The organism is Streptomyces sp. NPDC014991, from assembly GCF_043080665.1.
Lineage (GTDB): Bacteria > Actinomycetota > Actinomycetes > Streptomycetales > Streptomycetaceae > Streptomyces.
Genome location: NZ_JBIBVY010000014.1, coordinates 181,565 through 205,963 on the forward strand (window position 1 = coordinate 181,565; position 24,399 = coordinate 205,963).

At 71.0% G+C, this 24,399-nt stretch carries 15 protein-coding genes and 1 pseudogene; 3 read left to right on the top strand and 13 right to left on the bottom strand.

Annotated elements, in window-relative coordinates:
- Positions 1–39: 39 nt before the first annotated feature.
- The 3 genes from ACF1BE_RS22715 to ACF1BE_RS22725 all read right to left on the bottom strand — a co-directional run bounded on the left by ACF1BE_RS22715 (position 40) and on the right by ACF1BE_RS22725 (position 2,290).
- Positions 40–198: a hypothetical protein gene (locus ACF1BE_RS22715; RefSeq protein WP_392200822.1), complete on the bottom strand. Its 159-nt coding sequence runs from the start codon at positions 196–198 to the stop codon at positions 40–42.
- Between the two features lie 61 nt (positions 199–259).
- Complete coding sequence (locus tag ACF1BE_RS22720; protein WP_392200823.1) at positions 260–1,747, bottom strand: DEAD/DEAH box helicase; 1,488 nt, start codon at positions 1,745–1,747, stop codon at positions 260–262.
- 339 nt (positions 1,748–2,086) lie between these two features.
- Positions 2,087–2,290: a cold-shock protein gene (locus ACF1BE_RS22725; RefSeq protein ID WP_073934532.1), complete on the bottom strand. Its 204-nt coding sequence runs from the start codon at positions 2,288–2,290 to the stop codon at positions 2,087–2,089.
- Positions 2,291–2,777: 487 nt separating this feature from the next.
- Here ACF1BE_RS22725 and ACF1BE_RS22730 point away from each other — a divergent pair.
- Positions 2,778–3,011 (top strand): annotated as a pseudogene (locus ACF1BE_RS22730) (arabinofuranosidase catalytic domain-containing protein); the annotation flags it as partial.
- Positions 3,012–3,230: 219 nt separating this feature from the next.
- On the opposite strand, the gene sbnB reads toward ACF1BE_RS22730, so the two are convergent.
- The 9 genes from sbnB to ACF1BE_RS22775 form a co-directional block, all read right to left on the bottom strand.
- Positions 3,231–4,256, bottom strand: coding sequence for a 2,3-diaminopropionate biosynthesis protein SbnB (gene sbnB / locus ACF1BE_RS22735; RefSeq protein WP_392200824.1), 1,026 nt, complete (start codon positions 4,254–4,256; stop codon positions 3,231–3,233).
- A 52-nt stretch (positions 4,257–4,308) separates the two neighbouring features.
- The gene (locus tag ACF1BE_RS22740; RefSeq protein ID WP_392200825.1) at positions 4,309–5,088 is read right to left on the bottom strand and encodes an AzlC family ABC transporter permease; all 780 of its coding nucleotides are present in this window, start codon (positions 5,086–5,088) and stop codon (positions 4,309–4,311) included.
- 11 nt (positions 5,089–5,099) lie between these two features.
- Positions 5,100–5,417, bottom strand: a complete 318-nt coding sequence (locus ACF1BE_RS22745; RefSeq protein WP_392200826.1) for an AzlD domain-containing protein — start codon at positions 5,415–5,417, stop codon at positions 5,100–5,102.
- A 4-nt stretch (positions 5,418–5,421) separates the two neighbouring features.
- Positions 5,422–11,910 carry an amino acid adenylation domain-containing protein gene (locus ACF1BE_RS22750; protein WP_392200827.1) on the bottom strand — a complete coding sequence of 2,163 codons (6,489 nt, stop codon included), beginning with the start codon at positions 11,908–11,910 and terminating at the stop codon, positions 5,422–5,424.
- 10 nt (positions 11,911–11,920) lie between these two features.
- A complete protein-coding gene (locus ACF1BE_RS22755; protein WP_392200828.1) occupies positions 11,921–15,031 on the bottom strand; it encodes an amino acid adenylation domain-containing protein in 3,111 nt (1,036 codons plus the stop codon).
- The gene (gene sbnA, locus ACF1BE_RS22760) at positions 15,031–16,095 is read right to left on the bottom strand and encodes a 2,3-diaminopropionate biosynthesis protein SbnA (RefSeq protein WP_392200847.1); all 1,065 of its coding nucleotides are present in this window, start codon (positions 16,093–16,095) and stop codon (positions 15,031–15,033) included. Before sbnA ends, ACF1BE_RS22755 begins: the two co-directional genes overlap by 1 nt.
- A gap of 590 nt (positions 16,096–16,685) precedes the next feature.
- Positions 16,686–17,360, bottom strand: a complete 675-nt coding sequence (locus tag ACF1BE_RS22765) for a DUF3618 domain-containing protein (protein WP_392200829.1) — start codon at positions 17,358–17,360, stop codon at positions 16,686–16,688.
- The gene (locus ACF1BE_RS22770; RefSeq protein WP_392200830.1) at positions 17,336–17,749 is read right to left on the bottom strand and encodes a phage holin family protein; all 414 of its coding nucleotides are present in this window, start codon (positions 17,747–17,749) and stop codon (positions 17,336–17,338) included. Before ACF1BE_RS22770 ends, ACF1BE_RS22765 begins: the two co-directional genes overlap by 25 nt.
- A gap of 1 nt (position 17,750) precedes the next feature.
- Entirely contained in the window at positions 17,751–18,476 is a 726-nt protein-coding gene (locus ACF1BE_RS22775; protein ID WP_392200831.1) for a hypothetical protein, read from the bottom strand.
- Between the two features lie 345 nt (positions 18,477–18,821).
- Here ACF1BE_RS22775 and ACF1BE_RS22780 point away from each other — a divergent pair, with 345 nt between their 5' ends.
- Positions 18,822–19,391 (top strand): hypothetical protein, encoded by a 570-nt coding sequence (locus ACF1BE_RS22780; RefSeq protein WP_392200832.1) that lies wholly within the window; start codon positions 18,822–18,824, stop codon positions 19,389–19,391.
- A 133-nt stretch (positions 19,392–19,524) separates the two neighbouring features.
- Here the strand turns inward: ACF1BE_RS22780 and ACF1BE_RS22785 are convergent, their stop codons facing one another.
- Entirely contained in the window at positions 19,525–19,968 is a 444-nt protein-coding gene (locus ACF1BE_RS22785; RefSeq protein ID WP_392200833.1) for a hypothetical protein, read from the bottom strand.
- A gap of 77 nt (positions 19,969–20,045) precedes the next feature.
- On the opposite strand from ACF1BE_RS22785, the gene ACF1BE_RS22790 reads away from it, so the two are divergent.
- Positions 20,046–23,819 (top strand): CHAT domain-containing protein, encoded by a 3,774-nt coding sequence (locus ACF1BE_RS22790; protein WP_392200834.1) that lies wholly within the window; start codon positions 20,046–20,048, stop codon positions 23,817–23,819.
- The last annotated feature ends 580 nt before the right edge of the window (positions 23,820–24,399 follow it).

A 24,399-nucleotide genomic window follows, 5' to 3' on the forward strand; every position in this document is an offset into this window, starting at 1 on the left:
AGAGAGAAGGGGAGAACGGTCCGAGCAGGGCTGGGCGTGTCAGTGGGAGAGGGCGAGGACGCCCGGCGCGCCGCCTTGCTCGTCGACCATCGGCAGGGCACCGAGCCGACGGGGGTCCGTCGCGTGGTCGGATCCGGCCATCGCGGTCACGGGTGACGTGAACGGGCCGAAGTCACCGGGGGTCAGCTTCCTGATCACGGGGTTCTAGGGTCTTTCGTTCGGATCGGGCGCGAGCCCGGCATGATCCGAACGAGAGGGCCTAGGCCGCCGCGTCGAAGGCGGACTGGCGTACGGGAGCGCGCCGGGTCGCCGAGGAGGGGCGGCGCCGGCCCCGGGAGGAGGCGCCGCGCTTGGGGCGTTCGGTCACCGGTGCGGTGATGACGACCGGGATGCCGGACGGGGCCTGGGCTCCGGTGATCCGGCTCAGGGCCTCGTCGCCCGAGCGGATCTGGGTGGTCTGCGGCCGGATACCGGCGTCCGACATGAGGCGGACCATGGCGCGGCGCTGGTTCGGCGTGACGAGGGTGACGACGCTGCCGGACTCGCCGGCGCGGGCGGTACGGCCGCCGCGGTGGAGGTAGTCCTTGTGGTCGGTCGGCGGGTCGACGTTGACGACCAGGTCGAGGTTGTCGACGTGGATGCCGCGCGCCGCGACGTTGGTCGCCACCAGCACGGTGACGTGCCCCGTCTTGAACTGCGCGAGGGTGCGGGTGCGCTGCGGCTGCGACTTGCCGCCGTGCAGTGCGGCGGCCCGTACCCCGCTGTTGAGCAGGTCCTGGGTCAGCCGGTCGACGGCGTGCTTGGTGTCCAGGAACATGATCACGCGGCCGTCGCGGGCGGCGATCTCCGTCGTGGTGGCGTGCTTGTCGGCGCCGTGGACGTGGAGCACGTGGTGCTCCATCGTCGTCACCGCACCGGCCGAGGGGTCGACCGAGTGCACGACCGGGTCGGTCAGATAACGGCGCACCAGCAGGTCGACGTTGCGGTCCAGGGTGGCGGAGAAGAGCATCCGCTGCCCTTCCGGGCGCACCTGGTCGAGCAGGGCGGTGACCTGGGGCATGAAGCCCATGTCGGCCATCTGGTCGGCCTCGTCCAGGACGGTGATGCGCACCTGGTTCAGCCGGCAGTCCCCACGGTCGATGAGGTCCTTGAGCCGTCCGGGCGTCGCGACGACGATCTCGCTGCCGGTGCGCAGCGCGCCGGCCTGCCGGCCGATGGACATCCCGCCGACGACCGTGGCCAGCCGCAGCCTGACGGAGCGGGCATAGGGTGTGAGCGCGTCGGTCACCTGCTGCGCCAGCTCACGCGTCGGTACGAGGATCAGCCCCAGTGGCTGGCGGGGCTCGGCACGCTGTCCGGCGGTGCGAGCCAGCAGGGCGAGGCCGAAGGCGAGGGTCTTGCCGGACCCGGTGCGTCCCCGGCCCAGGACGTCACGGCCCGCCAGGGAGTTGGGCAACGTCGCGCCCTGGATAGGGAACGGTACGGTCATCCCCTGCTTGCCGAGTTCGGCCAGGAGCTGCTCGGGCATGTCGAGATCGGCGAACGCCTCGGCGGCGGGCAGCGCGGGAGTGACCGTCCTGGGCAGCGCGAACTCGCCCCGCGCCGCGGCGGGACGGCGGCCGTGACCACCGGAACGGACGGGCCCTGCGGAACGGCGCGGTGCCTGCGAGCCGGAGCGGCTGCCGCCCTTTCCGGCGTCGGCACTGCCATTACGTGCGTGGGTGGGGCTCGTGTGTGCGCGGTTCATACGGAACCTTCCTCGATGTGGCACATATCAAGGAATTCCCGCAGCGACGAGCGGCATGGAGAATCACGAGAATGGACCGTAGGCAAAAGAAAGCGGACCTGGTCGGCGGAATTCTCCGGGGACACAGATGCTGAAAGGGGTGACGCGATGGGGGCGTCAGGTCCGGGCGTCGGCTGCGGTGCAGATCTTGGGGATGCGTCTGCGCCCTGATACGGGAACCGCCGAGGGACCGCGGACTTCTTCGCGTCGTCCCGCGGGTGAAACCGCCGCGGGAAAAGCGTACAGCTGGGGCCCGCACCCCGAAGGATGCGGGCCCCAGCTGCAGAATGTGCGCCGGCGTCAGGCCAGAACGATGTTCTCGGCCGTCGGACCCTTCTGGCCCTGCGCGATGTCGAAGCTCACCTTCTGGCCTTCGAGCAGCTCACGGAAGCCCTGCGCGGAGATGTTCGAGTAGTGGGCGAACACGTCAGCGCCGCCACCGTCCTGCTCGATGAAGCCGAAGCCCTTTTCCGCATTGAACCACTTCACGGTACCAGTAGCCATGTCATATCTCCTTTGGGGCAGTACAGCGGAATCCACACCTTGCGGACGCCGTGTCGCCGCGATGATTACCCCGCCCGGAAAATGACCGGAAATACAAAAGCGCTCCCGATCGGCAGAAGCCTGACGGGGGCACTTGAAGTTTTGGGAACCACAACTGCAACTGAGATAGACAGTAGCACACCGGAACGGTCTGTGCGTGGCGAATAGCCGCGCCTTGCCCGGGGCGGCAAAAACCTTTACGGCACGGTTCGTCAAACTCTCACGTCACGGGAACAGATTTGAATCATTCGGCGTGCAGTGTTTCCGGGAGGAGCGGCGTCGCCGGGCGCGACAACCTGCGCGGCTGGCCGTGAGATCACCTTCAGCGGGCGTCCAGCACCGCGTCACAGCGTGCCGCCGCGGGGCACGGCCCTCCCGCCCGAACTGAACAGTGTCGCCGGGTTGAGCTCCGTTCCCCTCCCCACGTCATCGGGAGGAGGGCGCGTACATGGTGGCCAGCGGCACGCACGTGGGATCCGCCTGCTGCTTCGACTACGGCAACGCCGAGAGCACCCCGGCCGACACCGGGAACAACAGCCCGTTCGTGACGGCCTTGCTGAAGAACGACGGGCAGACGACATATGTTTTGAAGGGCGCCAACGCCCAGTCGGGCTCGCGTACGGGCGGCGACAACAGCAACTGGAACATGGGCACCTTCTTCGAGGGCGTCATGGTCGCCGGCCACCCGAGCGACGCCGCCGAGAACGCCGTCCAGGCCGACGTCGTCTCGGCCGGCTGCTCGGCCGCGCAGCGGTTCACGATGCACTGGGCCCGGGTGGGCCGGGACGCTGGTCCGCCCCGACAGAGGGGGTACGTGAACCGGCTGAACCCGCTGTTCCCGTACCCCCTCGCTCACCCCACCACAGCCCATGTCACCTGGAGCGGCTTCCCGCGGCGATGGTCACGCGTAACGGCTCAGGTCGTGGAAGAACCCGGGGACGGGTGTCACCAGGCCCCGGCGGGTCGCTTCGCTGTAGACGTGGGCGCCCACGGCCAGGTCGAGCACGCCGAGACCGAACGGCGAGAAGACCACCGGGCGGTCGGCAGGGACATCGACCTTGTTCTCCAGCACGTCGTAGAGGGTGCCGTCGATGAACGACCGGTCTCCGCTGACCTGTTCGGCCAGGTGGGGAGAGGTCTGGGCTTTCAGGCAGTGCTCGACGTCGTCCACGATGTTGGTGGAGGACAGGATGATCTCCGGCGAGAGGTCCCGCAGCGAGATGTGGAGCACCGTCGGGTTGTGAGCGAACCAGTCCACGTCCTTGACGTGGGGTTCACCCGCCGTGGTGGCGAAGATGATCAGGTCGGAGGTACGGACGGCGGTCTCGGCGTCGTCCAGTACGGCCACGGTGTCGCTGTGTCCCGTGCCGGAGACGTAGTCGGCGAAGCCGCGGGCGTACTCGGCGGAGTGGTCGTAGACGCTGACCGCGTCGAACTCCCAGCCGGTGCCGGTCAGATACCGGTGGATGTAGCGGGCGATCAGGCCGGTGCCGAAGAAGGTGACCCGGCGGGGGCGCTCCCTCCCGGTGTGGAGCCGGTCCGCGGCCAGCGCGGCGGAGGCCGCGGTGCGCGTGGCACTGACGATGGAACTCTCCAGGCACGCGAACGGGTAACCGGTCTCGTGGTCGTTGAGGATCAGGACGGCCGAGGCCCGGGGCAGGCCGGAGGCGATGTTGGCCGGGAAGCTGGAGATCCACTTGATGCCGTCGACACCGAACTCCGCGCCCAGGGAGGCGGGCAGGGCGATGATGCGGGAGTCCGGCCGATCGGGGAAGCGGAGGAAGTAGCTGGGCGGGTTGACGGTCTGCTGCCGGCCGTGGGCGGAGTAGGCCCTGGCGACGAGGTCGACGATGTCCTGTTCGCGGCCGTCGAGGACGTCGTGGACGGTGGCTCCGCTGACGACGGAGAACTGAGGGGTGCTGGGCAAGGCGGTAACTCCTCGGGAAGGAACGGAGAGGGGAGGTGGTGGGGGGCGGAGGTCAGCTGTTCGCCGTCGGCTCCTGCTCCGGTGTGCTCTTCGGCGCGCTGTCCTCGGCCTTGACCCGGCCCTCCCACAGCGCCACGGCGACGGTCGCCGCCAACGTGGCGCAGAACAGGCCGCTCTGGTACGGCAGCCGGTGCAGTACCAGCGCCAGCGCACCGCCCAGGAGGCCGGCTGCGACGGCGCGCTTGCTGGTGAAGCAGGAGACGACCAGGCCGATGTACGTGGCGTAGATCGCGAAGTCGAGTCCCAGGGCGTTGATGCGCGTGACGTCCTTGCCGAACAGGTAGCCGGTCAGCGTGCTGGAGAGCCAGCCGGCGTACATCAGGACCGACGCCGCCAGGACGTACCAGTGCTGCCGGCCGCGCCGGTCGCCGGTGGTGCCGTCGTACCGTTTGGCGGCCAGGACGTAGATCGCGTCGATCATGCCGAATGCCAGTACGGCGCGCCACAGCAGCGGCAGATGCCGGATCCGCGCCGACAGGGCGGCCGAGTAGAAGACGTGGCGCATGTTCACGACCAGGCAGGTCGCGACGATGAGGAACCACGCCGTGCCGGCCGACATGAGTCCGGTGGCGATCATCTGGGCGGAGCCGCCGTTGACAAGGGCGCTCATCAGCACGGTGTCGAACAGGCTGAGGCCCGCCTGTTGTGCGACGGCGCCGAACAGCAGGCCGAAGGGGAGGGCACCGAGCGCGAGGGGAAGCGCGTCGCGGAATCCGGTGCGGATCTCCTGCCCGCGGCTCGGCGGCCGGGCGGTCAGCGGAGATGTGCTCATCAGGGGCTCCGTCACAGCAGGAACTTGGCCAGGGCGAACGAGGCGACGGCGGAGGCGAAGACCAGGAAGAAGTTGTCCTTCTTGAAGACACCGACCGCGAAGCCTGTCAGCGCACCCACCAGGTAGGGCGAGAGCCGGCCCGGGGCGTCGGCCGGGGCCGGGGCGAGGACCACGGACGGCACGATGATCGCCATGAGGACGGCAGGCATCACATAGGGCAGGGCCCGCTCGATGCCGCCCGGCATCCGCTCCGGCTTGAGCGGGCCGAAGAAGCAGAACCGCAGGGCGAACGTCACCACGCCCATGAGCACGATGGTCAGTGTGATCATGACGTCACACTCCCAGGTCGGCACGCAGGACGGCGGCGATGCCCTCGGGGCGCGTGGCATTGAGGTAGTGGCCGCCGTCGGCGCTCACCTCGAGGCGTACGGTGTCGCTGAACAGTTCCCAGTTGCGTGCCGTCTCCTCGTGGCCCTGGGCGAGAGGGTCGTCCTCGGCCAGCAGGACGGTGAGCGGGCAGTCCAGGCGGCTGGCGGGCAGCGTGGACAGGGCCTGGTGGAAGGCGCGCGTCGCCTGGGACGTGTCGTACTGGAAGGCGCGGGCCAGGTCCGTGCGTTCCCTGACGCCCAGGTCGGCGATGTCCTCCAGGCCGGTGTTGTCGACGAGCCAGTCCAGGATCTCCTCGTCCGACATGTCGACCACCTCGTTAGAGGCATGGGCGGCCGGGTCCACGGACTTCAGCAGCTTGGCGATCACGAGCAGTCCGCGCACGTCCACTCCGCGCTCGCGGAGCCGAGGCACGGTGGCCAGGCCGAAGGCCGAGCCGGCGCAGTGGCCCAGGAGCATGACGGGAGAGTCGGCCGAGCGCTGGATCTCCTCGGCGAGCTGCTGTGCGAGCTGTTCCACCGGGACGGGCGCGAGGCTGTCGTCACGGGTGCGGGCGGGCAGCTCCACTCCGAGTACCCGGACCGGAGCCCCGGTCCGGGCGAGGTGCCCGGCGAGGGTGACGTAGCTGACCGCGCTGCCACCCGCGAAGGGCACGCACACCACGGTCGCTCGCGGCCGGGCACACTCGCCGCCCGCGGCCGCGGTGAGGTCGACCAGCAGGTCACGCCGGGTGCCGGCCTCCTGCTTCACGAGCCGCCGAGCCAGCAGCCGTGCCGTGGGGTGGGCCAGCAGATCCCGCAGCGAGATGCGGCCCTCGGAGGCTGCCGCGACCTTCATGGCGGCCAGCGAGTGGCCGCCGATCTCGAAGAAGTTGTCCGTGACACCGACGGTCTCCGGATCCTGGCCCAACACCCCGGCGAACACGTCCCGCACCAGCCGCTCGTGTTCGTCGGCCGGCGGCACCACGTCGGTGCGGTCGGCGGCGGCCAGCTCATGGCGGGCCAGGGCCTTGCGGTCGACCTTGCCGTTTCCGGTGAGCGGGAACTCCGTCAGGCGCACCAGGATCTCGGGGTGCATGTAGGCGGGCAACGAGGCCGACAGCCGGCTGTGGAACGCGGACGGATCGGGCTCCGCCGTGCCGCAGTAGAAGGCCACGAGTCTTTTCTCACCGCGCAGTTCGCGGGCCAGTGTGACGGCGCCGGACACTCCCGGCAGCCGTTCGAGCACGCTGTCGATCTCGGACAGCTCGATGCGGTGGCCTCGTACCTTCACCTGGTGGTCGACGCGGCCCGCGCAGTCCAGGCTGCCGTCCGGCAACCAGCGCCCCACGTCGCCGGTGCGGTACATGATCTCCGACCGGTCGTCGAGGGTGTTGGGGACGAAGACCGCGGCGGTGCGCTCCTCGTCGTTGATGTAGCCGAGTCCCACCCCCGCGCCGGTCACGCAGATCTCCCCGTAACTGCCTATCGGGCGCAGCGAGTCGTCGGGGCCGACGACGTGGATACCCGTGTTGATGACAGGCCGTCCGACGGGCGTCCTGGTGTCTTCCACCGGGTGCTCGATGACGTGGTGCGTGACGTCGTCGGACGCCTCGGTGGGGCCGTAGGCATTGACGAGCGGGACGTCGTAGTGGGTGAACCAGCGGCGCGTCAGGGCGGGCGGCAGAGGTTCGCCCGTGACCATGTTGAACCGCAGGTCGGGCAGTCCGGCCGGGCGCCGTTCGACCTCGGTGAGCAGTGCGTCCAGGTAGGAGGGCACGACTTCGAGGATCGTGATGCGGTCGTCGCGCAGGGCGGTGAGGAACGCACCGGCCTCGACGATCTCGTCCTGCCCGTAGATCACGGTGCTGCCGCCGCACATCCAGGCGACGAGCAACTGCCAGACCGAGATGTCGAAGCACTGCGTGGCGATCTGCGCCACCCGGTCGGCCGCGGTGAGCTTGAGGTCGATCTCCTTGGCCAGCAGGTGGTTCAGCATGCCCGAGTGGCGGATCGTCGCGCCCTTGGGCTCACCGGTGGAGCCGGAGGTGAAGATGATGTACGCGACGTCGTCCGCACCGGGCCGGGTGGCGGGCGCGGCCGGAGCGACCGAGGCCGCCCGCTCGTAGGCGAGGACGTCGATGCCGTCGAGTCGCTCGTCCAGCAGGCTCTGGAGACGGGCGGCGTCCTCGTCGGCCGCGACGACATGGCGGCAGCCGCTGCGGCGGAGCACGGAGGCGATGCGGTCGGCCGGGTAGGCACGGTCCTGCGGGAGGTACACGGCGCCGCACTTCAGCAGGGCGAGGACGGTCACCGCCCAGGCCGTGCCACGCGACAGCATGGTCGCCACCACGTCGCCGGCGCGCACACCCTGACCGGCGAGGAAGGCGCTGAAGCGGTCGGACTCCGCGTCCAGTTCGGCGTACGTCAGACTCTGTTCGCCGTGCCGCACGGCGACCGCGTCGGGATGGCGCCGAGCCGACGCGGCGAACGCGTCGACGAAGGTGCCGTCGGGCAGTGCCACGCGGGGCCCGCCGCTGAACTCCCGCAACGCGGCCTGTTCCCGGTGGCCCATCAACGAGGGCAGGTGCAGCGGCCGTTCGGGATCGGTCGCCAGCAGGGTGAGGGCCTGCGTGTAGTAGGTCCCCATGCGGACCATCTTGGCCGCGTCGAAGACGTCCGGGTGGTAGTGGATGCTGAGCAGCACCTCGTCGGAGACCGCGTCCTGGGAGAACTCCGCGCGGAAGGGGAATTCCGTCTGCGCGTTGACGACCGAACGGACCAGGGCGAAACCGTCCCGCTCCCCCAGGCTCTTCAGGACGTGGAAGTGGGTGAAGTTGAAGACCGTCTCGAAGAGAATGTCGCGGCTGCCGACCGCGCGCTTGATCTCCGCCATGGGGAAGCGGCGGTTCGGCAGCATGTCGCTCTCCGCCTCGTACACCGAGCGCGCCAGATCGGCCCAGGTGCCGTCCTCCGGCAGCCGCAGCCGGAACGGAACGGTGTTGAGGAACAGGCCGGGGACGGTCTCGCCGCCCTCCGCCTCGGGGCGTCCCGAGTGCTCGTAACCGGTCAGTACGTCGTTCGTGCCCGCCACGAAGGCGAGCACCACGGTATGGGCCGCGAGCAGAAGCGACTTGATCGGGATCCGCAGCTGACGCGCGCGCTCGATCAGCCGGGCGGACAGTCCCTCGGGCAGGTCGACGTCGTGGATGACCACCTCGGGGAGGTCCTCGTCCGTCCCGGTCTCGGCCCGGTGACGCGGCAACTGCGTGCCCTGCGCCTCGTCCATCAGGTCCAGCCAGAAGGCGCGCTGCTCACCGGAGTCCAGCGCCTGCCGCTCCAGGGCGATGAAATCCCGGTAGGCCACGTCGTACGTTCGCACCTCGGGCTCACGGCCGTCGAGCAGGGCGAAGTAGGCGGTGAAGATGTCGCGGTGGATGGTGTTGACGCTCCAGCCGTCGAGGGCGGCGTCGTGATAGCTGAGCGAGTACTGGAACTCCTCGGGTCCCAGCAGGTGCAGGTGGACGCGGACCAGGTCGGCGGTTCCGTAGACGAAGCCGGCGCGCAGTTCCTGCTGTGAGAAGGCCTCCAGAGCGGCTTTCTGTTCGGGAGCGGGGAGCCCGCGCAGGTCGTGGACGACCAGCGGGGAGGGTGCCTCGGCGTGCACCACCTGGATCGGTTCGCTGAACCCGTGCAGGTGGAACGACGTACGGAAGACCGTGTGGCGCCGAGCGACGTGCGCGACGGCCCGCTCGAACAGGCTGACGTCGACGCGCTCGCCGATGCGGTAGCTCAGGATGTCGTGGTAGAGGCCCTCGACATCGCTTCGCGTCGCCTCGTAGATCAGGCCGATCTGGAGCTGGGACATCGGGTAGGCGTCGACGGCGTGCTGCGGCAGGACTGCGCGGTCGGCCTCGTCGAGCAGCGCGAACGGTTCGACGGGAGCCGGGGCGTCGGTCCCCGCCCCGGTGGGCTCCCCGGTTTCGACCACGCCGGCGAGTTCGCCCACCGTCGGATGGGCGAAGAGCGCCTGGAAGGAGAACCGCAGACCCGCGGCGCGAGCGCGGGCCAGGACGGTGATGAACTTGATCGAGTCGCCGCCGAGCGCGAAGAAGTTGTCGTGGACACCGACCGTCTCCACGCCGAGCACATCGGCCCAGATGGCGGCGAGCGTCTGCTCCGTGGAAGTGCGCGGCGCCACGACGGGAGCCGCGCCGGCCGGGCCGGTGCCCGTGACCGCGGGCCGCGGCAGCGCCTTGAGGTCACGCTTGCCGTTGTGGTTGGTCGGGATGCCGTCGACCTCGACGATGTACTGCGGAACCATGTAGGACGGCAGTTCCGCCGCGAGGTGCCGGTGCAGCGCGTCGGTGTCGAAACCGGCTCCGGCGACCACGTAGGCGACCAGGGCCTTGTCCCCGGAGGTGTCCGCCACGGCGGTCACGGCGCAGTCGGTGACGCCGGGGCAGGTGCCCGCCACATGCTCGATCTCGCCCAGCTCGATGCGGTATCCGCGCACCTTGACCTGGGTGTCGATGCGGCCCAGGTACTCGATCGTCCCGTCGGGGAGCCAACGTGCCAGGTCGCCCGTGCGGTAGATGCGGCCGGCCGGCCCGAACGGGTCGGGCAGGAAGCGGTCCGTGGTCAGCTCGGGTGCGTTGAGGTAGCCACGCGCCAGGCCCACTCCGGCGATGCACAGCTCGCCCGGCGTTCCCACCGGGGCGAGTGCCCCGGTGCTCGTACGGATGTAGAGGCGGATGTTGTCGATGGGGCGCCCGATGGGGATCGAGCGGGTGCTGTCCACCGTGTCGCACGGCTGGCAGGTGACATCGACGGCGGCCTCGGTGGGGCCGTACAGGTTCACCAGCCGCGCATGGCTGCCGATGACCTCCTGGAACGACTCGGCATGCGCGACGGCGAGTGCCTCACCGCTGGCGAAGACCCTGCGCACGGTGCCCAGCTGGCCCTCGGTGCCGGTCGCCGAGACGTACTGGAGGAACGCGTTGAGCATGGGGGGCACGAAGTGCAGCGTGGTGACGCCGGCGGCGGCGACGCGCTCCACGATCCGCTCCGGGTTCTTCTCCTCGCCGTTGGGCAGCGTGACCACGGACGCCCCCGCGATGGACCACCAGAAGATCTCCCACACCGAGACATCGAAGGTGAAGGGCGTCTTGTGCAGGATGACGTCGTCGCTGCCCAGGGGGTAGGCCCGCTGCATCCACCACAGGCGGTTCACGATGGCGCGGTGTTCGACCATGACGCCCTTGGGCTTGCCCGTGGAACCGGAGGTGTAGATGACGTACGCGAGGTCGTCGGGCCCGCTGAGCGGCTCCGGGTCACCCGGGTCGGTGTCGTCGTGGTACGCGGCCGCCACATCGACCGAGCGACGGCCGGCGACGACCTCCCGGGTCTCGTCCGTGGTCACGACGAGGTCGGTCCGGCTGTGGTCGAGGATGTAGTCGATGCGGTTGCGAGGCAGGGCGGGATCGACCGGCAGATAGGCACCACCCGCCTTGAGGACGGCGTAGATCGCCACCAGCATGTGGGGCGAGCGTGGCACGCACACGCCCACCACGGTGCCGGCCTGGACGCCGCGAGCGCGCAGCACCCGGGCAAGGCGGTTGGCGGTCGCGTTCAACTCGCCGTAGGTCATGCCGTCGTCGGCGACGGCGGTCGCGTCCGGGGTGTCCGCCGCCCGCTCCTCCAGGAAGCTGTGCAGCGTGCGGGTCTCGGGGAACGGCGCGTCGGTGTCGTTGAACTCGGCGGTGATCGTGGCGATCTCGGCCTCGTTGGCGGCGAGGCGTGCCGCCAGTGGTGCTCCGGGATCGGCCAGCAGCGCGGCGAACAGCTCGGCGTACGCGTCGGCGAGTCGCTGTGCGGTGGTGGCGCTGAACAGCCGGGGGTCGAAGCGGACGACGACGGCGTCGGCCTGTACGTCGAACAGGAGCGGACAGCCGGCCTGTTCGGCGTGGTCCGGCGTGAGCTGGGAGTCCAGCGTCAGCATCAGGTCGCTGGGCTGTTCCTCCTCGTGCCGCAGGAGTGCCTGAACGGGGATGTCGAGGTGCTCGGCCGCCTTCAGGTAGCGCGCCCGCACCGAGGTGAGGAGGTCGCGACCGGTCTGGTCGGCCGGGACCGGGACCGGGAGCGGTACGGCCGTGTCGGCGGCCGGAAGGAAGACGGTGACGTCCTGCCGGTCGGTGGCCCGGGCGGCCAGCAGCGCGAGAACCGCACCGGCCAGCACACGCCGCAGCATCGGGTCGTCGCCGGTGAGCTTGCCGGCTGCCGTGACCGCCGCGGCGGGGATCCCGGCCCGCGCGTGATGGCTTCCACCGGGATGTCCGCGCAGGTGGTCCCGGACCAGAACGGTCGGCTCGGTCCACGCGTGTCGTTGTTCCCGCCAGTACTCGGCCTGCTCGGGGTGGGCGCGCAGCGCCTGCTGAAGTGCGATGACGTTACTCATGGAGCGGTTCCTAGAATGCGAAGTCGGCGGCGGGTGCGGTGGGCGCGGCCGTCGTGGGCGTCGGCGGGAAGACGGGCAGGCCGGGAGAGTGCAGCACCTCGTCGAGGACGGCCACGACCTGTTCCAGCAGTGATTGCGCGGACTGCCGCGTGAACAGAGCGGTGGAGTACTCGAGTTCGAGACGCAGACCGTCAGGGCGCTGGTAAGCCTGGAGGTTGAGGTCGAATCGGCTGGTGCCCGGGTGCAGCAGCGACACCGTGACGCGGCGCCCGTGCTTGCGGAAGGCGTGGAAGTCGATGTTCTGCAGCGCGAAGAAGGCGTCGAACAGCGCGTTGCGGCTCAGATCCCGGTGGGACGCCACCTTCTCGACCAGCCGCTCGAACGGGTATGCCTGGTGCGTGAGTGCGCCGCGGTGTTCCCGGCCGGCCTGGGCCAGCAGCTCGCCCAGCGTGGTGGCGTCCTCGATGCGCAGGCGCAGCGGAACCGTGTTGACGAACATGCCGATCACACGGTCCACATCGGGATGCACCCGTCCGCTCATCGGGCAGCCGACGACAAGGTCGCGCTGCCCGCTGAGACGGGCCAGCACGGCGGCGTAGGCGATCAGCAGGACGGAGAAGTCGGTGACCGAGTGAGCGGCGGCGCACCGGCGGACGGCGTCCTGGCACACCGTCCCCAGGTCGCGTCGTACCACGTCGCCCCGAGAGCTGCGGATGGCGGGGCGGGGGTGGTCCGTCGGCAGGTCCAGCGGCGGTGGGGCGTCCCGCAACCTGTCCAGCCAGTACGCACCGTCCTGCGCGAACCGGCCTTCCTCCAGTTCCCGGGCGAGCCACTGGCCGGCCGCGGCGTAGGCGGTCGCCGGTTCCTCGGGCGGGGTGCCGACGTAGAGGTCGAAGAGCTCGTCGACCAGGAGGGCGAGCGACACGCCGTCGAAGACGATGTGGTGAACGTCCAGGTAGAGGCGGTCGTCGCACCCCTCCCCCTGGAGGAGCAGGGCGCGTACCAACGGGCCCGTCCTGAGGTCGAAGGGACGGACGAAGCGGGCGACGACGTCGTCGTCCGTGGGAGCCTCCGCCGTGGGCAGGACGTCGAGCGGCACGTCCACCGCGCTCTGGACGTCCTGCCGCACCTGCGGGACGCCGTGGACGTCCAGCTCGGTGACGAACCGTGTGCGCAAGGCACCGTGCCGTTGGGTCAGAGCGCGCAGGGCGGTCCGCAGCCGCTCGGGGTCCAGGTGCCCGCTCACATCCAGTCGTGCCGGGATGTTGTACGCGAGCGACTCCTCGTCGACCTGCCACAGGGCGTAGAGGCCCCGCTGTTGCGGATGCAGGGGCACGTCACCATCGGCCGGTACGTCGGCGATGGGGGCGAAGTCCTGAGCTCCGCCGTCTGTCATGGCGCGAGCCATGCCGCGCAGCGTGCGCGTGGCGAACAGGTCCTGGAAACTCAGGGCCCCGCCCAGGACGCGCCCGATCCTTCCGATGAGGACTCCGGCGGTGATGGACGTGCCGCCGAGCTCGAAGAAGTCGCTGTCGGGGCCGATCAGTTCGGGCTCGGTGTGCAGCACCTCCGCCCAGAGGCCGGCCAGCTTCTCCTCCTCGGGGCTCAGCTGCCCGGAACGGGGGCGGACGGAGACGGCCGGGAGGGGAAGCCGGGCGGCGTCGACCTTGCCGTTGGCGTTGAGCGGCAGCCGGGGTACGCGCACGATCCGGTCCGGACACATGTAGGCGGGCAGGCGTCGCCTCAGCTCGCTCAGCACACCGTCCTCGTCGCCTGCGGCATCCGTGACGGCGTAGCCGATCAACCGCTTGCCGGTACCGGTCCCATGGACGACGGTGTGAGCGTCACGCACGCCCGGTACGTCCAGGAGGGCGCTGGTGACCTCCTTGACCTCGACCCGGTGGCCACGGATCTTCACCTGGTCGTCGGTGCGGCCGTGGAAGTACAGCACGCCCGTGGAGTCGGCGCTGACCAGATCGCCGGTGCGGTAGTAGCGCTCGCCGTCGAGCGTGCGGAAACCTTTCGCCGTGGCATCGGGGTTGTGCAGGTAGCCGCGCGCCAGCCCCAGGCCCCCGGTGAACAGTTCGCCGATCTGTCCCGTCGGCACCGGCCGCAGGTCGCTGTCGAGAACGCGGGTGGTGGTCCCGGTGACCGGGCGGCCGATGGGAATGGCCGACTCGTAGCGGCGGTCGACGGGGAAGACGGTCGTGAAGGTGGTGTTCTCGGTGGGGCCGTAACAGTTGAGCACCCGCAGATCAGGGCAGGCGTCGAGCACCCGGTTCACGTGGGGACAGGAGAGGGTGTCGCCGCCCACGAGGAGCGTACCGAGGCCCTCGAACAGCGACACGTCCTCGTCGACGAGCTGATGGAACAGCGGTGCGGTCAGCCACAGCACGGTGGTCCCCGCCTCCCGCAGCGCCCTCTTCAGACGCTGCGGGACGACCAGCGTCTCCTGGTCGACGATGTGCAGGACGGCCCCGTTCAGGAGCGCGCCCCAGATCTCGAAGGTCGAGGCGTCGAACTCGAGGGCTCCGGTCAGCAGGAAACGCTCGTCCTGGGAGAACGCGAAGTAGTCCGTGTCCTTGACGAGGCGCACCACGCCCCGGTGTTCCACCATGACGCCCTTGGGGCGCCCGGTGCTGCCGGACGTGTACATCACGTAGGCGAGCGCGTCCGCCGCGACCCGGGGCGGTTCGTCGCCTGCCGGCACGGCGTCATCGGCGAGCAGGTCGGGGAGCGTACGGAGGGTGGTGCCTTCCGGAAGTGCCTGGCGCACCGCCTCGCCGGCTTCGGGCGCGCACACCACCAAGGGCGTACGCGCGTCGCTGAGTACGCGGTTGAGCCGCTCGGCGGGGAAGTCCGGATTGACGGGGAGGTAGGCCCCGCCGGCCAGGACGATCCCCAGCATGCAGACCACGGCGTCCGCGGACCGGGGAAACGCCATGGCGACGAGTGTCTCGCGGCCGACTCCGAGTCCGCGCAGACGTCCGGCCACGCGATGGGCCTCTTCGCGCAGTTCCCGGTAGGTCAGCCGGTAGTCACCGAAGACGACCGCTGTTCTGTCCGGCGACTGCTGTGCCTGCTCCTCGAACAGCCCGATGAGATTGTGCTGCTCGGTCATCAGATACCCACCTGGTTGTCTACCGCCGGTACCGCCGGACGGCGTCGAGTTATCCGTCCTGTGCCGCCACCCAGATCGAACCGGTCCTTGACCCATTCGTCGTCGTAAATGGAGTCCAGATAGCGTTCACCGAGATCCGGGGAGATCGCGACGACCGGCATGTCGGCCCGTTCCCCGGATATCCGGTGCATCATTCCCGCGAGGACGGTTCCCGTGGATCCGCCGAAGAGATAACCTCGTCCGGCCATGGCCCGGCACATACGGATCGTGTCCGCTTCCGGAACCATGATGATCTCGTCGATGACACTTTCGTCGACGATCTCCGGGCGCCGGCCTGTCCCGATCCCCGGTATATGCCTCGGTCCGGGCGGATCGCCGAAGGTCACGGAACCGACACTGTCGATGGCGACGATCTTGGCCGGGTGTCCCACCTGCTTGAGATAGCGCGCGCACCCCGTGAGCGTGCCGGTGGTGCCCGCTCCGATGAACACCATTTCCGCGTCGGGGTGAGCGTTCGCGATCGACGGACCGGTGGTCTTGTAGTGGGCGAGCCAATTGCTGTCGTTGGCGTACTGGTTGAGCCAGAGCACGTCCGGTTCACGTGCGCAGAGGTCGGCGACATGCCGGATGCGGGCACCGAGCAGCCCCTCGACGGGATCCGGCTCCTCGATGACGACGACGTCAGCCCCGTACACACGCATGAGACGCAGGTTGCGTTCATTGCAGCGATTGTCGGTGACGCAGATGAAGCCGTACCCACGATCGGCAGCGATCATGGCGAGCGCCACGCCGAGGCTTCCCGAGGACGACTCGACCATACGCCCGCCCGGCTGCAGAAGCCCCGACCGCTCCGCGGAGTCAACCATTTCGGCCGCAGCCTTGATTTTCACGGACCCGGCGAGGTTGAGGCCCTCGCACTTCAGATGCACGGGACGCCCGAGGGCCTGCGAAAGATCGAGGTAGATCCCGTCCGGAATGTAGTCCGACGGGGAAGCTATTGAGCGAACATCCGTGGAAGCGTGGGCAGCGCGAACCCCTGACGCCCCGTGAAATATCTCTGTCATCACTTTCCGATTTTGCGGCGCACTGCGGACGCCCCGCCCGCCGAGAGGCCACGGCCGAGCCAGCCGCGCACGTACAGAGCGATCGGTGTCCGATCAACAGGAACGAGTGCACGTTATACAAACGATCATACGAAAGCGAGTGTCCGCACGACCACCTCACTTGTAGGAAGCTACTACAGTCTTATATAAATGGACGCTCTTCTCATGACATATCCGTTTTAAAAGAAACGTTTAATGTGTCACAATATGCCGTCACACTGTGTAGCGCTGTCGACACACTCGACTGCGGCAGACCGCATAAATCCACGAAGCTCGTCCGCAGGGCTCGGTGACGAGCCGACCCACGAGTCCCCGCCGCAACTTGACCAAATCTTGGTGTTTACCGGCGTCCGCCGAGGTGCTTCATGGCCTGTTGTCCCTGCCTGCCGGGGCCACGGGTCCTCTGACCGAGGGTCAAATCACGTGTCCGGCCCGCGCTTTGCGGGAGTGCTGTGTGAACGTCCTGTCGCGCGTCCGCCCGGGCACCGGAGCCGAGCGGTCCGGTGCCCGGGTGGGCGTTCTCCGGGAACGCGGCGACGCCGAGGGGGCCGTCAGCCGCTCGACCGCCCCCGGGCCTCGCCGGCGACCTGCTGCCCCGACTCCCGTGCCTGGGCCGTCAGGTGCTCGCCCTGGCCGCGTGCCTCCTCCTGGGTCGCGCGCGCGGCGTCGACGGCAGTGTCCCTGACCTCTCCGGCGGCCCGCTGTGCGACCTCCTTGGCGTCTTCCTGCACATGCTGCACGGACTCGAGAGCGGCCTGCTTCAACGGCTCCAGCGCCTCACCACCGCTCTCCAGCAGCCCGGAGGCCGCCCGTTCCTCGGCCTGCGAGGCCGGCAGCAGTGACGACAGCAGCACACCGGCACCGAAGGCGATCAGCCCGGCGGCCAACGGACTTCCCTGCGTCCGGCGCACCACCTCGTCGGGGGCCCGGCCGACCGCGTCGCCGACCTGGCCCACGGTCTCACGCACCGAGTCCGTCGCCTGTCCGGCACCCTCCTGCAAGGAGCCGGCCGCCGACTGCGCACCGCTCGTCACCCCGTGGGCGGTCTGCGAGGCGGTGCCCATGACGCGGTCGCGCAGTCCCGTGAGCCTGCCCCGGGCGCGCTCGGTCTGGCGGCGTGCCACACGGCGCGGGCTGGTCCGGTCCGCGAGCTGGTTCACGTCCGCGGACAACTGGTCCCGGGTCGCATCGATCTCGGCCCTTATCTGGTCGGGTGACGTGCCCATTCCGCATCCTCCTTCAACGATTCGACGGTTCGCTCGGGCTTGGGCTCGACGGCGCGCATCTGCGTGCGGCCCCGCTGGTAGAGCACGGCCGCGACGACGGCCCACACGGCGGCGACGATCAGGGCGGCCCAGCCGCCGTCCATCACGTTGGCCAGGCCGAGGACGGCGGCCAGTGACAGGAACAGCAGCACCATGTAGCCGCCGAACCCGGCGCCGCCGTACATGCCCGCCGCCTTGCCCGCCTTGGCCGCCTCCTGCCGCACCTCCGTCTTGGCCAGCTCGATCTCCTGCCGGAACAGGGTCTGGACGTCGGACGTCACCACCGCCAGCAGTTCACCGACCGACCTTTCCCGCCCGTGCTCCGCGGGCGTCGGAGGGACCGGTGACACCTCACACCTCCGGGTAGGGTCGGGCCGGCGCGCCGGGGTGCGGCGGATCCACCGGCACCGGCGGAGCCTGCGGTGTGCCGGACGGCTCGGTCGCCGCCGGCACGACCGGGGGTGACGGCGGCATCGGCGGGGTGTCCGGAACGGGGCCGGCCGGGAGCGTCGGCGTGGCCGGCCCGCCGCCCGCGTCGAATCGCGGGGCACCACCGGGGTGCTGCCCGGGCTGCGGGGACTGCTTGGCGCTGCCCGCCGCCCTGGCCAGGCGGCCGACCGCCACTCCCGCCAGCAGCGCGCCCCCAAGGAAGGCTCCCGGGCGCCTGCGGGCGAACTGGCGCAGGTCGGTGACCAGGCCGTCAATGCCCTGTTCCTGTATGTAGTCGGCGACCCGGTGGCCCCTGTCGGCCACCTGCGTGGCGAGGCCGCGGGCGGGCGAGTCGCCCGGGGCGTTGTCGGCCAGTCCCGCCACGTCGTCCGACCAGTGGCGCAACGTGTCCGTCGCGCGCCGCGCCTGCTCGGCGGCCTCGTTCATCGCGCGGCTCCGCAGCTCGTCGATGACCGTACCGGCCTGCTGCCGCGCCTGGCCGGCCACGGCCCTGGCCTGCTCCGCGGCGGTCTCCGCCACCTGCCCCGCGGCCTGCCTGGCCTGATCGGCCGTGGCGGACGCCTCTGTTCTGGCTGTCTCACCGGTCTGCCGCAGCCTTCCGGCACCTTCCTGCACGGACTCGCTCATCAGTCACTCTCCTCGGCACCGCAGTGCTGTTCTGTGTCAGCTCCGGGAGGCCCCTCACCGGGGTGGCGGGACGCCACCTCCACGGGCCTCGATCGGCCGTTCCTCTCCTCCACGAGTAACTGGTCAGCGGAAAATGACACATGGATCGGCTCATCAGCTCTTATATCCTGCTCTGTCGTGTGTGGAGGTCCTCCCCCGCCCGCGTCCGCGCCGGCGCCCTCCCGCCCCGGCCGCAGGCCCGTCTGGGTCAGCAGTGATGGCGGGGGGAACGGGCTGCGGCGAGGGTGGAGTCACGCCCGACCTCATGTCGGCTCACCACTCGCCTCTGCACGAAGGAGCACAGTCATGTCCGGACGCAACACCCTTGTCCGCAGCCTGCACGACGTGGGACTGGCAGCGTGGTTCGGCGGCTCACTCATGGGCGCGGTCGGCCTCAACGGGGCCGCCAGGGACGAGGGCAGCACAGACACGGAGTCGGCACGGATCTCCTCTTCGGGTTGGGCGAAGTGGACACCGGTCAACGCCGCGGCCATCGGCGCCCACCTCTGGGGCGGCGGCGGACTGCTCGCCGTGAACGCCCACCGGGTCAGCACGCAGAAGGGCGTGGCCGCCTCCACCACCGCCAAGACGGTCGTCACCGCGGCGGCGCTGGCCGCGACCGCCTACGCGCGCGTCCTCGGCAAGAAGATCGAGCTGGCCGCCTCCTCCGACCCGCAGGACGCGGAGAAGGCCGCCCAGCACCCCATCGACACGGAGAAGGCCCTACGGCACCTCGCCTGGGTCCAGTGGGCGGTGCCGGTCCTCACCGGAAGCCTCGTGGTGCTCAACGCCCTGCACGGCGAACAACAGCGCCCCTTCGAGCAGCTCCACGGCATGTGGCAGCACGCCCGCTCCGTCACCCCGCTGATCCCGTGAAGCTCCACCGCACGCCGATATGACCACCGTCCGCGGGGACGCCGATGTGCCCACGGGGCGGCCCCGCGGCGCCGAGCGTCCGCGAGCCGTGACGCGAGCGGCGAGGTGGCGCGGGCGGACGGCCGGTCCCGCGTCAGTGATCCTGGGCCGTCCGGTCTTCGCGACCGGTGTCTGCCGGGCACAGCCGCACGCAGCATTCCCCCGGCTCGGGAGCCAGAACGGCCCGGACCCCACGGACCTCGAGGCCGGTGAGGTAGCCGCTGAGGAAGGCCTGGTTCATGCCGCACACCAGGCCGGGGGCCTTCGCGGCCAGCGGATGGAACGGACAGTTGCGCAGCCGGAGCTGCGTGGGGGCCTCCCGGACCGGTTCATAGCCGTACGCGTCCAGCAGCCGCTCGCACGCGGTCAGCCCCCGCTCGGGGCCCAGGCGGCCCGGACGGGTCTCCTTGCGCGCGGCTTCGCCCAGCTGCCGACCGCGCTGCTCGGCGGTCCGCACCGCCGCCTGTGCGGCGTCCTCGCCGGCCCCCTCGGTCAGGACCGCGTCCAGGAGAAGATCACACGGATGTCCGGGACGCACGCGTCCGCATCATGGGCGGCGCCGCCGGTGCGGCAGCAGGGCGGGCCCGGGGCCACTAACCTGTCGCGGGGGGATGCATGGCCGACGGGATGCGGCGGGATCACGGCGACGGAGACGGCGCGGGACTCCGGTCCTGGGCCGCCGTCGCCGTTCGCCAGGCGCACGAGGTGTGGCCCGGCGCGCAGAAGGATCCGCTGTCGGCCGCGCTGCGGTTCGTGACCGAGCACCTGGCCGGCGTCGAGGCGCTGTTACCGGCGGAGGACCCGGCCCGGGCGACCGTGGTGCCCTGGCTCGGGCTGCTGATGCGGGCCCGGCTCAGGAGACGGACGCCCGCCGATCCGCAGGAGAGGGCGGCCGCCCTGAACCATCTGCGGTGGACCGACCGTGCCAGGCCGCTGAACGACCGGCTCGCCATCATGGCCCGGAGCAATCTCGCCGGACTGCTCGTCCCGTCGGGCATCCCCCCGGAGGCGCGCGACGGCTCGGAGCCGCCGGCCCGGGCCGAAGCGCTGCGGGAGCAGCTGACCGAGGCCCTGGACGTTCTCGCCCGCGTCGTCGCCGGGGATCCGCGGATGCGGGAAAGTGTGCTGCCCGTCATGGAGCACGTCGCGACACTGCTGTCCTCGCTCCCCGGTCCGCCCGCGGGGAGTTCGCCGTCCCCGCCCCAGGAGGGCGGCGACGCTGCGGAGGCGGCGGGGCCGGCCGGTGCGCTGCCGCGCGGGGAGCTCCTCGAGGAGGCGCCGACCGACGCCGTCCAGAGGCTGGTGGACCGGGCGCGCCGGGACGCGGTGCGTTTCGCGCGCCTGCTGGAATGGCTGTGCGTCACCGTGAACGAATCCCCGGTCTCCATGGCGGACGCCGGCCGGGAACTGGACGAACTGGGCCTGCACGAGCCGGAGCTCGCGCCGCTGCGCGAACTGTTCGCCGCTCTCAGATCGGGCGGGCGGGACCCCCGGTCGCTCACCGGACACGTACGCGGCACCGCTCGGGCGGCCAGAGAGGCGTTGCTCGCCCTGCCTGCGGACGCGCCCGAGCGGATCCGCTTCGCCAAGTTCCACGCCGCCCTGCTGGTGGCGGGGAACCTCCGGATGCCCGAAACGCTGGACTTCGCCGAGGTGGACGTGGCCGCGATGCGACCGGACCCCGACCCCACGGTACGGTCGGCGTGGCGGCGAGAGCTGAGCCTGGAACTGATCCTGTCGGTCTCGATCGACAACCTGTGGGCGTCGAACGGCGACATCGCGCGCGTCGAGCGGAGCGCGGCATGGCTCCGGGAGTGGATCGGCGCGCTCCCGGCGGACGGGGCGAAGGCCGCGGCCGCCCGGCGGTGCCTGACCGTCCTCCTCGCCCATCGCGTGGCCACCGCCGCCACGCTCGGCGGCAGCCTCCAGGACGGCGTCACCGCCCTGTCGATGGCCGAAGGTCTGTCCGCCGCCGACGAACGCGACGAGATCCAGGCGCTGTTCAGTCTCGTCGCCGGGTTCCAGCTGGCCCGCCGCAGCCGGGACCAGGCCGCGCTGGCCCGCGTGACGGAGGACCTGATCAAGACGCTGAGCGACCGTCACGCCTCGCCCGCGCCCGAGGCGGGCGCACGCTTCGTCGTCACCGGCACACTGGGCATGGCCCACGGCGAACGCGCCGCCCGCACCGGGGACCAGGCCGACCTCCGCACCGCCGCCCGGTACCTGCGGGAGGCGGTGGAGATCGATCCGGCCGAGATCCCGCCGCTCTTCGCACCGTACTACCCCCTTGCGCGGGTCCAGGTGATGACCGAACTGGCCAGGGTCGAACCTCGCCGGGAGGTCGTCGACCGCGCCGTCACGGAGGTCCACCGGGTGATCGAACGATCGCGGCCCTCACCCTTTGAGGAAGCCCGGCTGCGGCTCGCCCTCGGCCGGGTCATGCTCCGCGCCACCACCCACCGCGGTGACCTCAGCCTCCTCGACCCGTGCATCGCCGAGCTGAGCCGGGTCCGAGCCCTGGCCGCCCGGAGCCACGGCCTGCCGATGAACGTCGAGGCTCTGACGGAGCTGTCCACGGCCCACTGGATGAGCGCGGTGACCGGTGGGCCGCGGGCGAGTGAGGACCGGAGGGCGAGCCTGGACACCCGCCGCGAGGCACTGGAGCTGATGGCCGCCGATGTCCTTTTTCAGCTCGGCGCCGAGCACGCCCTGTCGGTGGCCCGGGCCGCGACCGGCCACGGGCTGTGGCTGGCCCTGCGATGCGCTGAGGACCGTCGGCCCGCCGAGGCAGTGCAGGCGCTGGAACTGGGCCGCGCCCTGGTGCTCCAGACGGCCGCGGCCGCACACGGCGTGCCCCGGCTGCTGGCGGACCGGGGCCACCCCGACCTGGCCGAGCGGTGGCGGACGCAGGCACCGCGGCATCCACTCCAGCGGGGTCCGGGCGAGGGAGACCGGGTCGAGGGGGACCCGGGCGAAGGGCATCCGGCTGAGGGCCGGTCTGTTGGGAACACGGGCGAAGCGCATGTTGCGGCGAGGGATCCGCTGCGGCCGGAAATCGCGGCCGGGGTGGCGGCCCCGGGCGCAGAGCTGCCGAGCAGTCTGCGACGCAAGGCGCTCGCCGCACTGGGGGCGGGAAACGGCACGGGCGCGCGCGAGTTGCTCGGCACTCCGGACGCCGCCGCACTGACCGCCGCGCTGGCCGCGTCGGGGGCCGACGCGCTGGTCTACCTGGTCCCCGGCGAGGGCTTTTGCCCCCACATCCCGGGACGCGCGCTGGTCCTGCGCCCCGGCGGCGCCGAGCCCTCCGTGCTCACCCTGCCGTTGCTGCTCTCCCCCGGCAGCCACCAGCTGGACCGTTACCTCGCCGCCGCCGCCGGCCGTTCCCGCGAAGCGGCCGGCCCGAAGGCGTCGCGCGCGTCGCGGGAGGCCGCCGAGACGGAATGGCGCAAGGCGCTGGGCGAGCTGTGCGACTGGGCCTGGCCCGCCGCCGTAGGGCCGGTGCTCGAGTCCCTGGAACCCCTCGGCCGGCCGCCGCGGATCGTGCTGATCCCCTGCGGCCCCCTCGGCGTCGTCCCCTGGCATGCGGCGCGCGAGCACATCCCGCTGGGAGGTCACCGGTACGCGTGCCAGGACGCGGTGTTCAGCTACGCCCCGTCCGGGGCACAGTTCCTGCGGGCCGCCACCCGCGACAGGCTGCCCGTCACCGGGCGCCGGGTACTGGTCACCGACCCGCGGCTCAGCCTGGTGTGGGCCGAGATCGAGACGGAGGCGCTGCGTTCGGCCTGCTACCCGGACGCCCGGCGCTACGGCGAGTTCGTGGCGGCCGAGGGCGTGCCGGACGCGCCCGGTAGCTGCGATGACCTGCTGGCCGTGCTGCCGGGTGGCGGTCAGCCGGCGGCGGTCGTGCACGTGTCCTGCCACGGGGTGGCCGGTCCGAGTCCCACACGGTCGGCGCTGTCGCTGGCCGACGGCGAGCTGACCGTCGCCCGGATCCTGGACCACGCCGCGGCCGCGGCACCCGGCCCGGACGGGCCGCTGGTCGTGCTCAGCGCCTGCGAGACCGACCTGAGCACGGGCGACCACGACGAGGCACTGACCCTCTCCACCGCCCTGGTCGCCCGGGGAGCGGCCGACGTGGTCGGCTCCCGCTGGGCCGTCAACGACAGCGCGACCGCACTGATGATGGCCGTCTTCCACCACATGCTCACCAGCGAGGACGTCGCTCCCGCCGACGCGCTGCGCGCGGCCCAGCTGTGGATGCTCGACCCGGACCGCCGGCCCCCGCCCGGCCTGGACGACCCACTGCGCCGCGAGGCCGCCCGCGCCGACCTGCACGACATCCACCTGTGGGCGGCCTTCACCCACCAGGGCAACCCCGCGGCACGCTGAGAGAGGACGACGTCACACGTGCGTGCCACCCCGCCGATCTGCCACCGGGCGTGTTGCCCAGGTGGCCGCTGCTGGATCCGGTGCGGCACCCGGGCAACGGCCACCGCCGCCGGGCCGCCACCGGCAGGGTCCACGGAGAAGCTGCTGAGCGCACTGCGGACCGGGGCACGAGCCCTCTGGCGTCGCGTAGCAGGCCCTGGTGGCGGGCGGTCCGCTGCCGGTCGCCCGGCTCGGCGGGGTCGCCGGGCCGGGGCTTCGTGGGGCACGAGCTGTCATGGCGGGGGCCGGGAGTCCAGGTGCGCGGTACGGCGTCCGCGCGGGGCCGTGTCGGTGTGGGGCTCTGGTGTGCGCGGACCACGGAGCAGGGGCCGGGCGAGGGTGATGTGCGGATCGGTGGGCCGCGGCCAGGGTCTTTCGTTCGGATCCGGCATGATCCGAACGAGAGGGCCCAGGGCCTTTCTCTCGGATCATGCCGGCCGGGATCACGGGCGCCGCATGGCCTACCCGAGCGGGGTCCGGTGCGTGCAGCTGCAAGGCGGAGGAGGGCGTCGACGCGGAGCGTCGACAACCGACGACAACG

Excerpts from the sequence above, each read along its gene's own strand:
- ACF1BE_RS22720 (WP_392200823.1), bottom strand. The coding sequence starts at position 1,747 with ATGAACCGCGCACACACGAGCCCCACCCACGCACGTAATGGCAGTGCC.
- ACF1BE_RS22725 (WP_073934532.1), bottom strand. The coding sequence starts at position 2,290 with ATGGCTACTGGTACCGTGAAGTGGTTCAATGCGGAAAAGGGCTTCGGC.
- ACF1BE_RS22740 (WP_392200825.1), bottom strand. The coding sequence starts at position 5,088 with ATGAGCACATCTCCGCTGACCGCCCGGCCGCCGAGCCGCGGGCAGGAG.
- ACF1BE_RS22745 (WP_392200826.1), bottom strand. The coding sequence starts at position 5,417 with ATGATCACACTGACCATCGTGCTCATGGGCGTGGTGACGTTCGCCCTG.
- ACF1BE_RS22750 (WP_392200827.1), bottom strand. The coding sequence starts at position 11,910 with ATGAGTAACGTCATCGCACTTCAGCAGGCGCTGCGCGCCCACCCCGAG.
- ACF1BE_RS22755 (WP_392200828.1), bottom strand. The coding sequence starts at position 15,031 with ATGACCGAGCAGCACAATCTCATCGGGCTGTTCGAGGAGCAGGCACAG.
- sbnA (WP_392200847.1), bottom strand. The coding sequence starts at position 16,095 with ATGACAGAGATATTTCACGGGGCGTCAGGGGTTCGCGCTGCCCACGCT.
- ACF1BE_RS22765 (WP_392200829.1), bottom strand. The coding sequence starts at position 17,360 with ATGGGCACGTCACCCGACCAGATAAGGGCCGAGATCGATGCGACCCGG.
- ACF1BE_RS22775 (WP_392200831.1), bottom strand. The coding sequence starts at position 18,476 with ATGAGCGAGTCCGTGCAGGAAGGTGCCGGAAGGCTGCGGCAGACCGGT.
- ACF1BE_RS22780 (WP_392200832.1), top strand. The coding sequence starts at position 18,822 with ATGTCCGGACGCAACACCCTTGTCCGCAGCCTGCACGACGTGGGACTG.
- ACF1BE_RS22790 (WP_392200834.1), top strand. The coding sequence starts at position 20,046 with ATGGCCGACGGGATGCGGCGGGATCACGGCGACGGAGACGGCGCGGGA.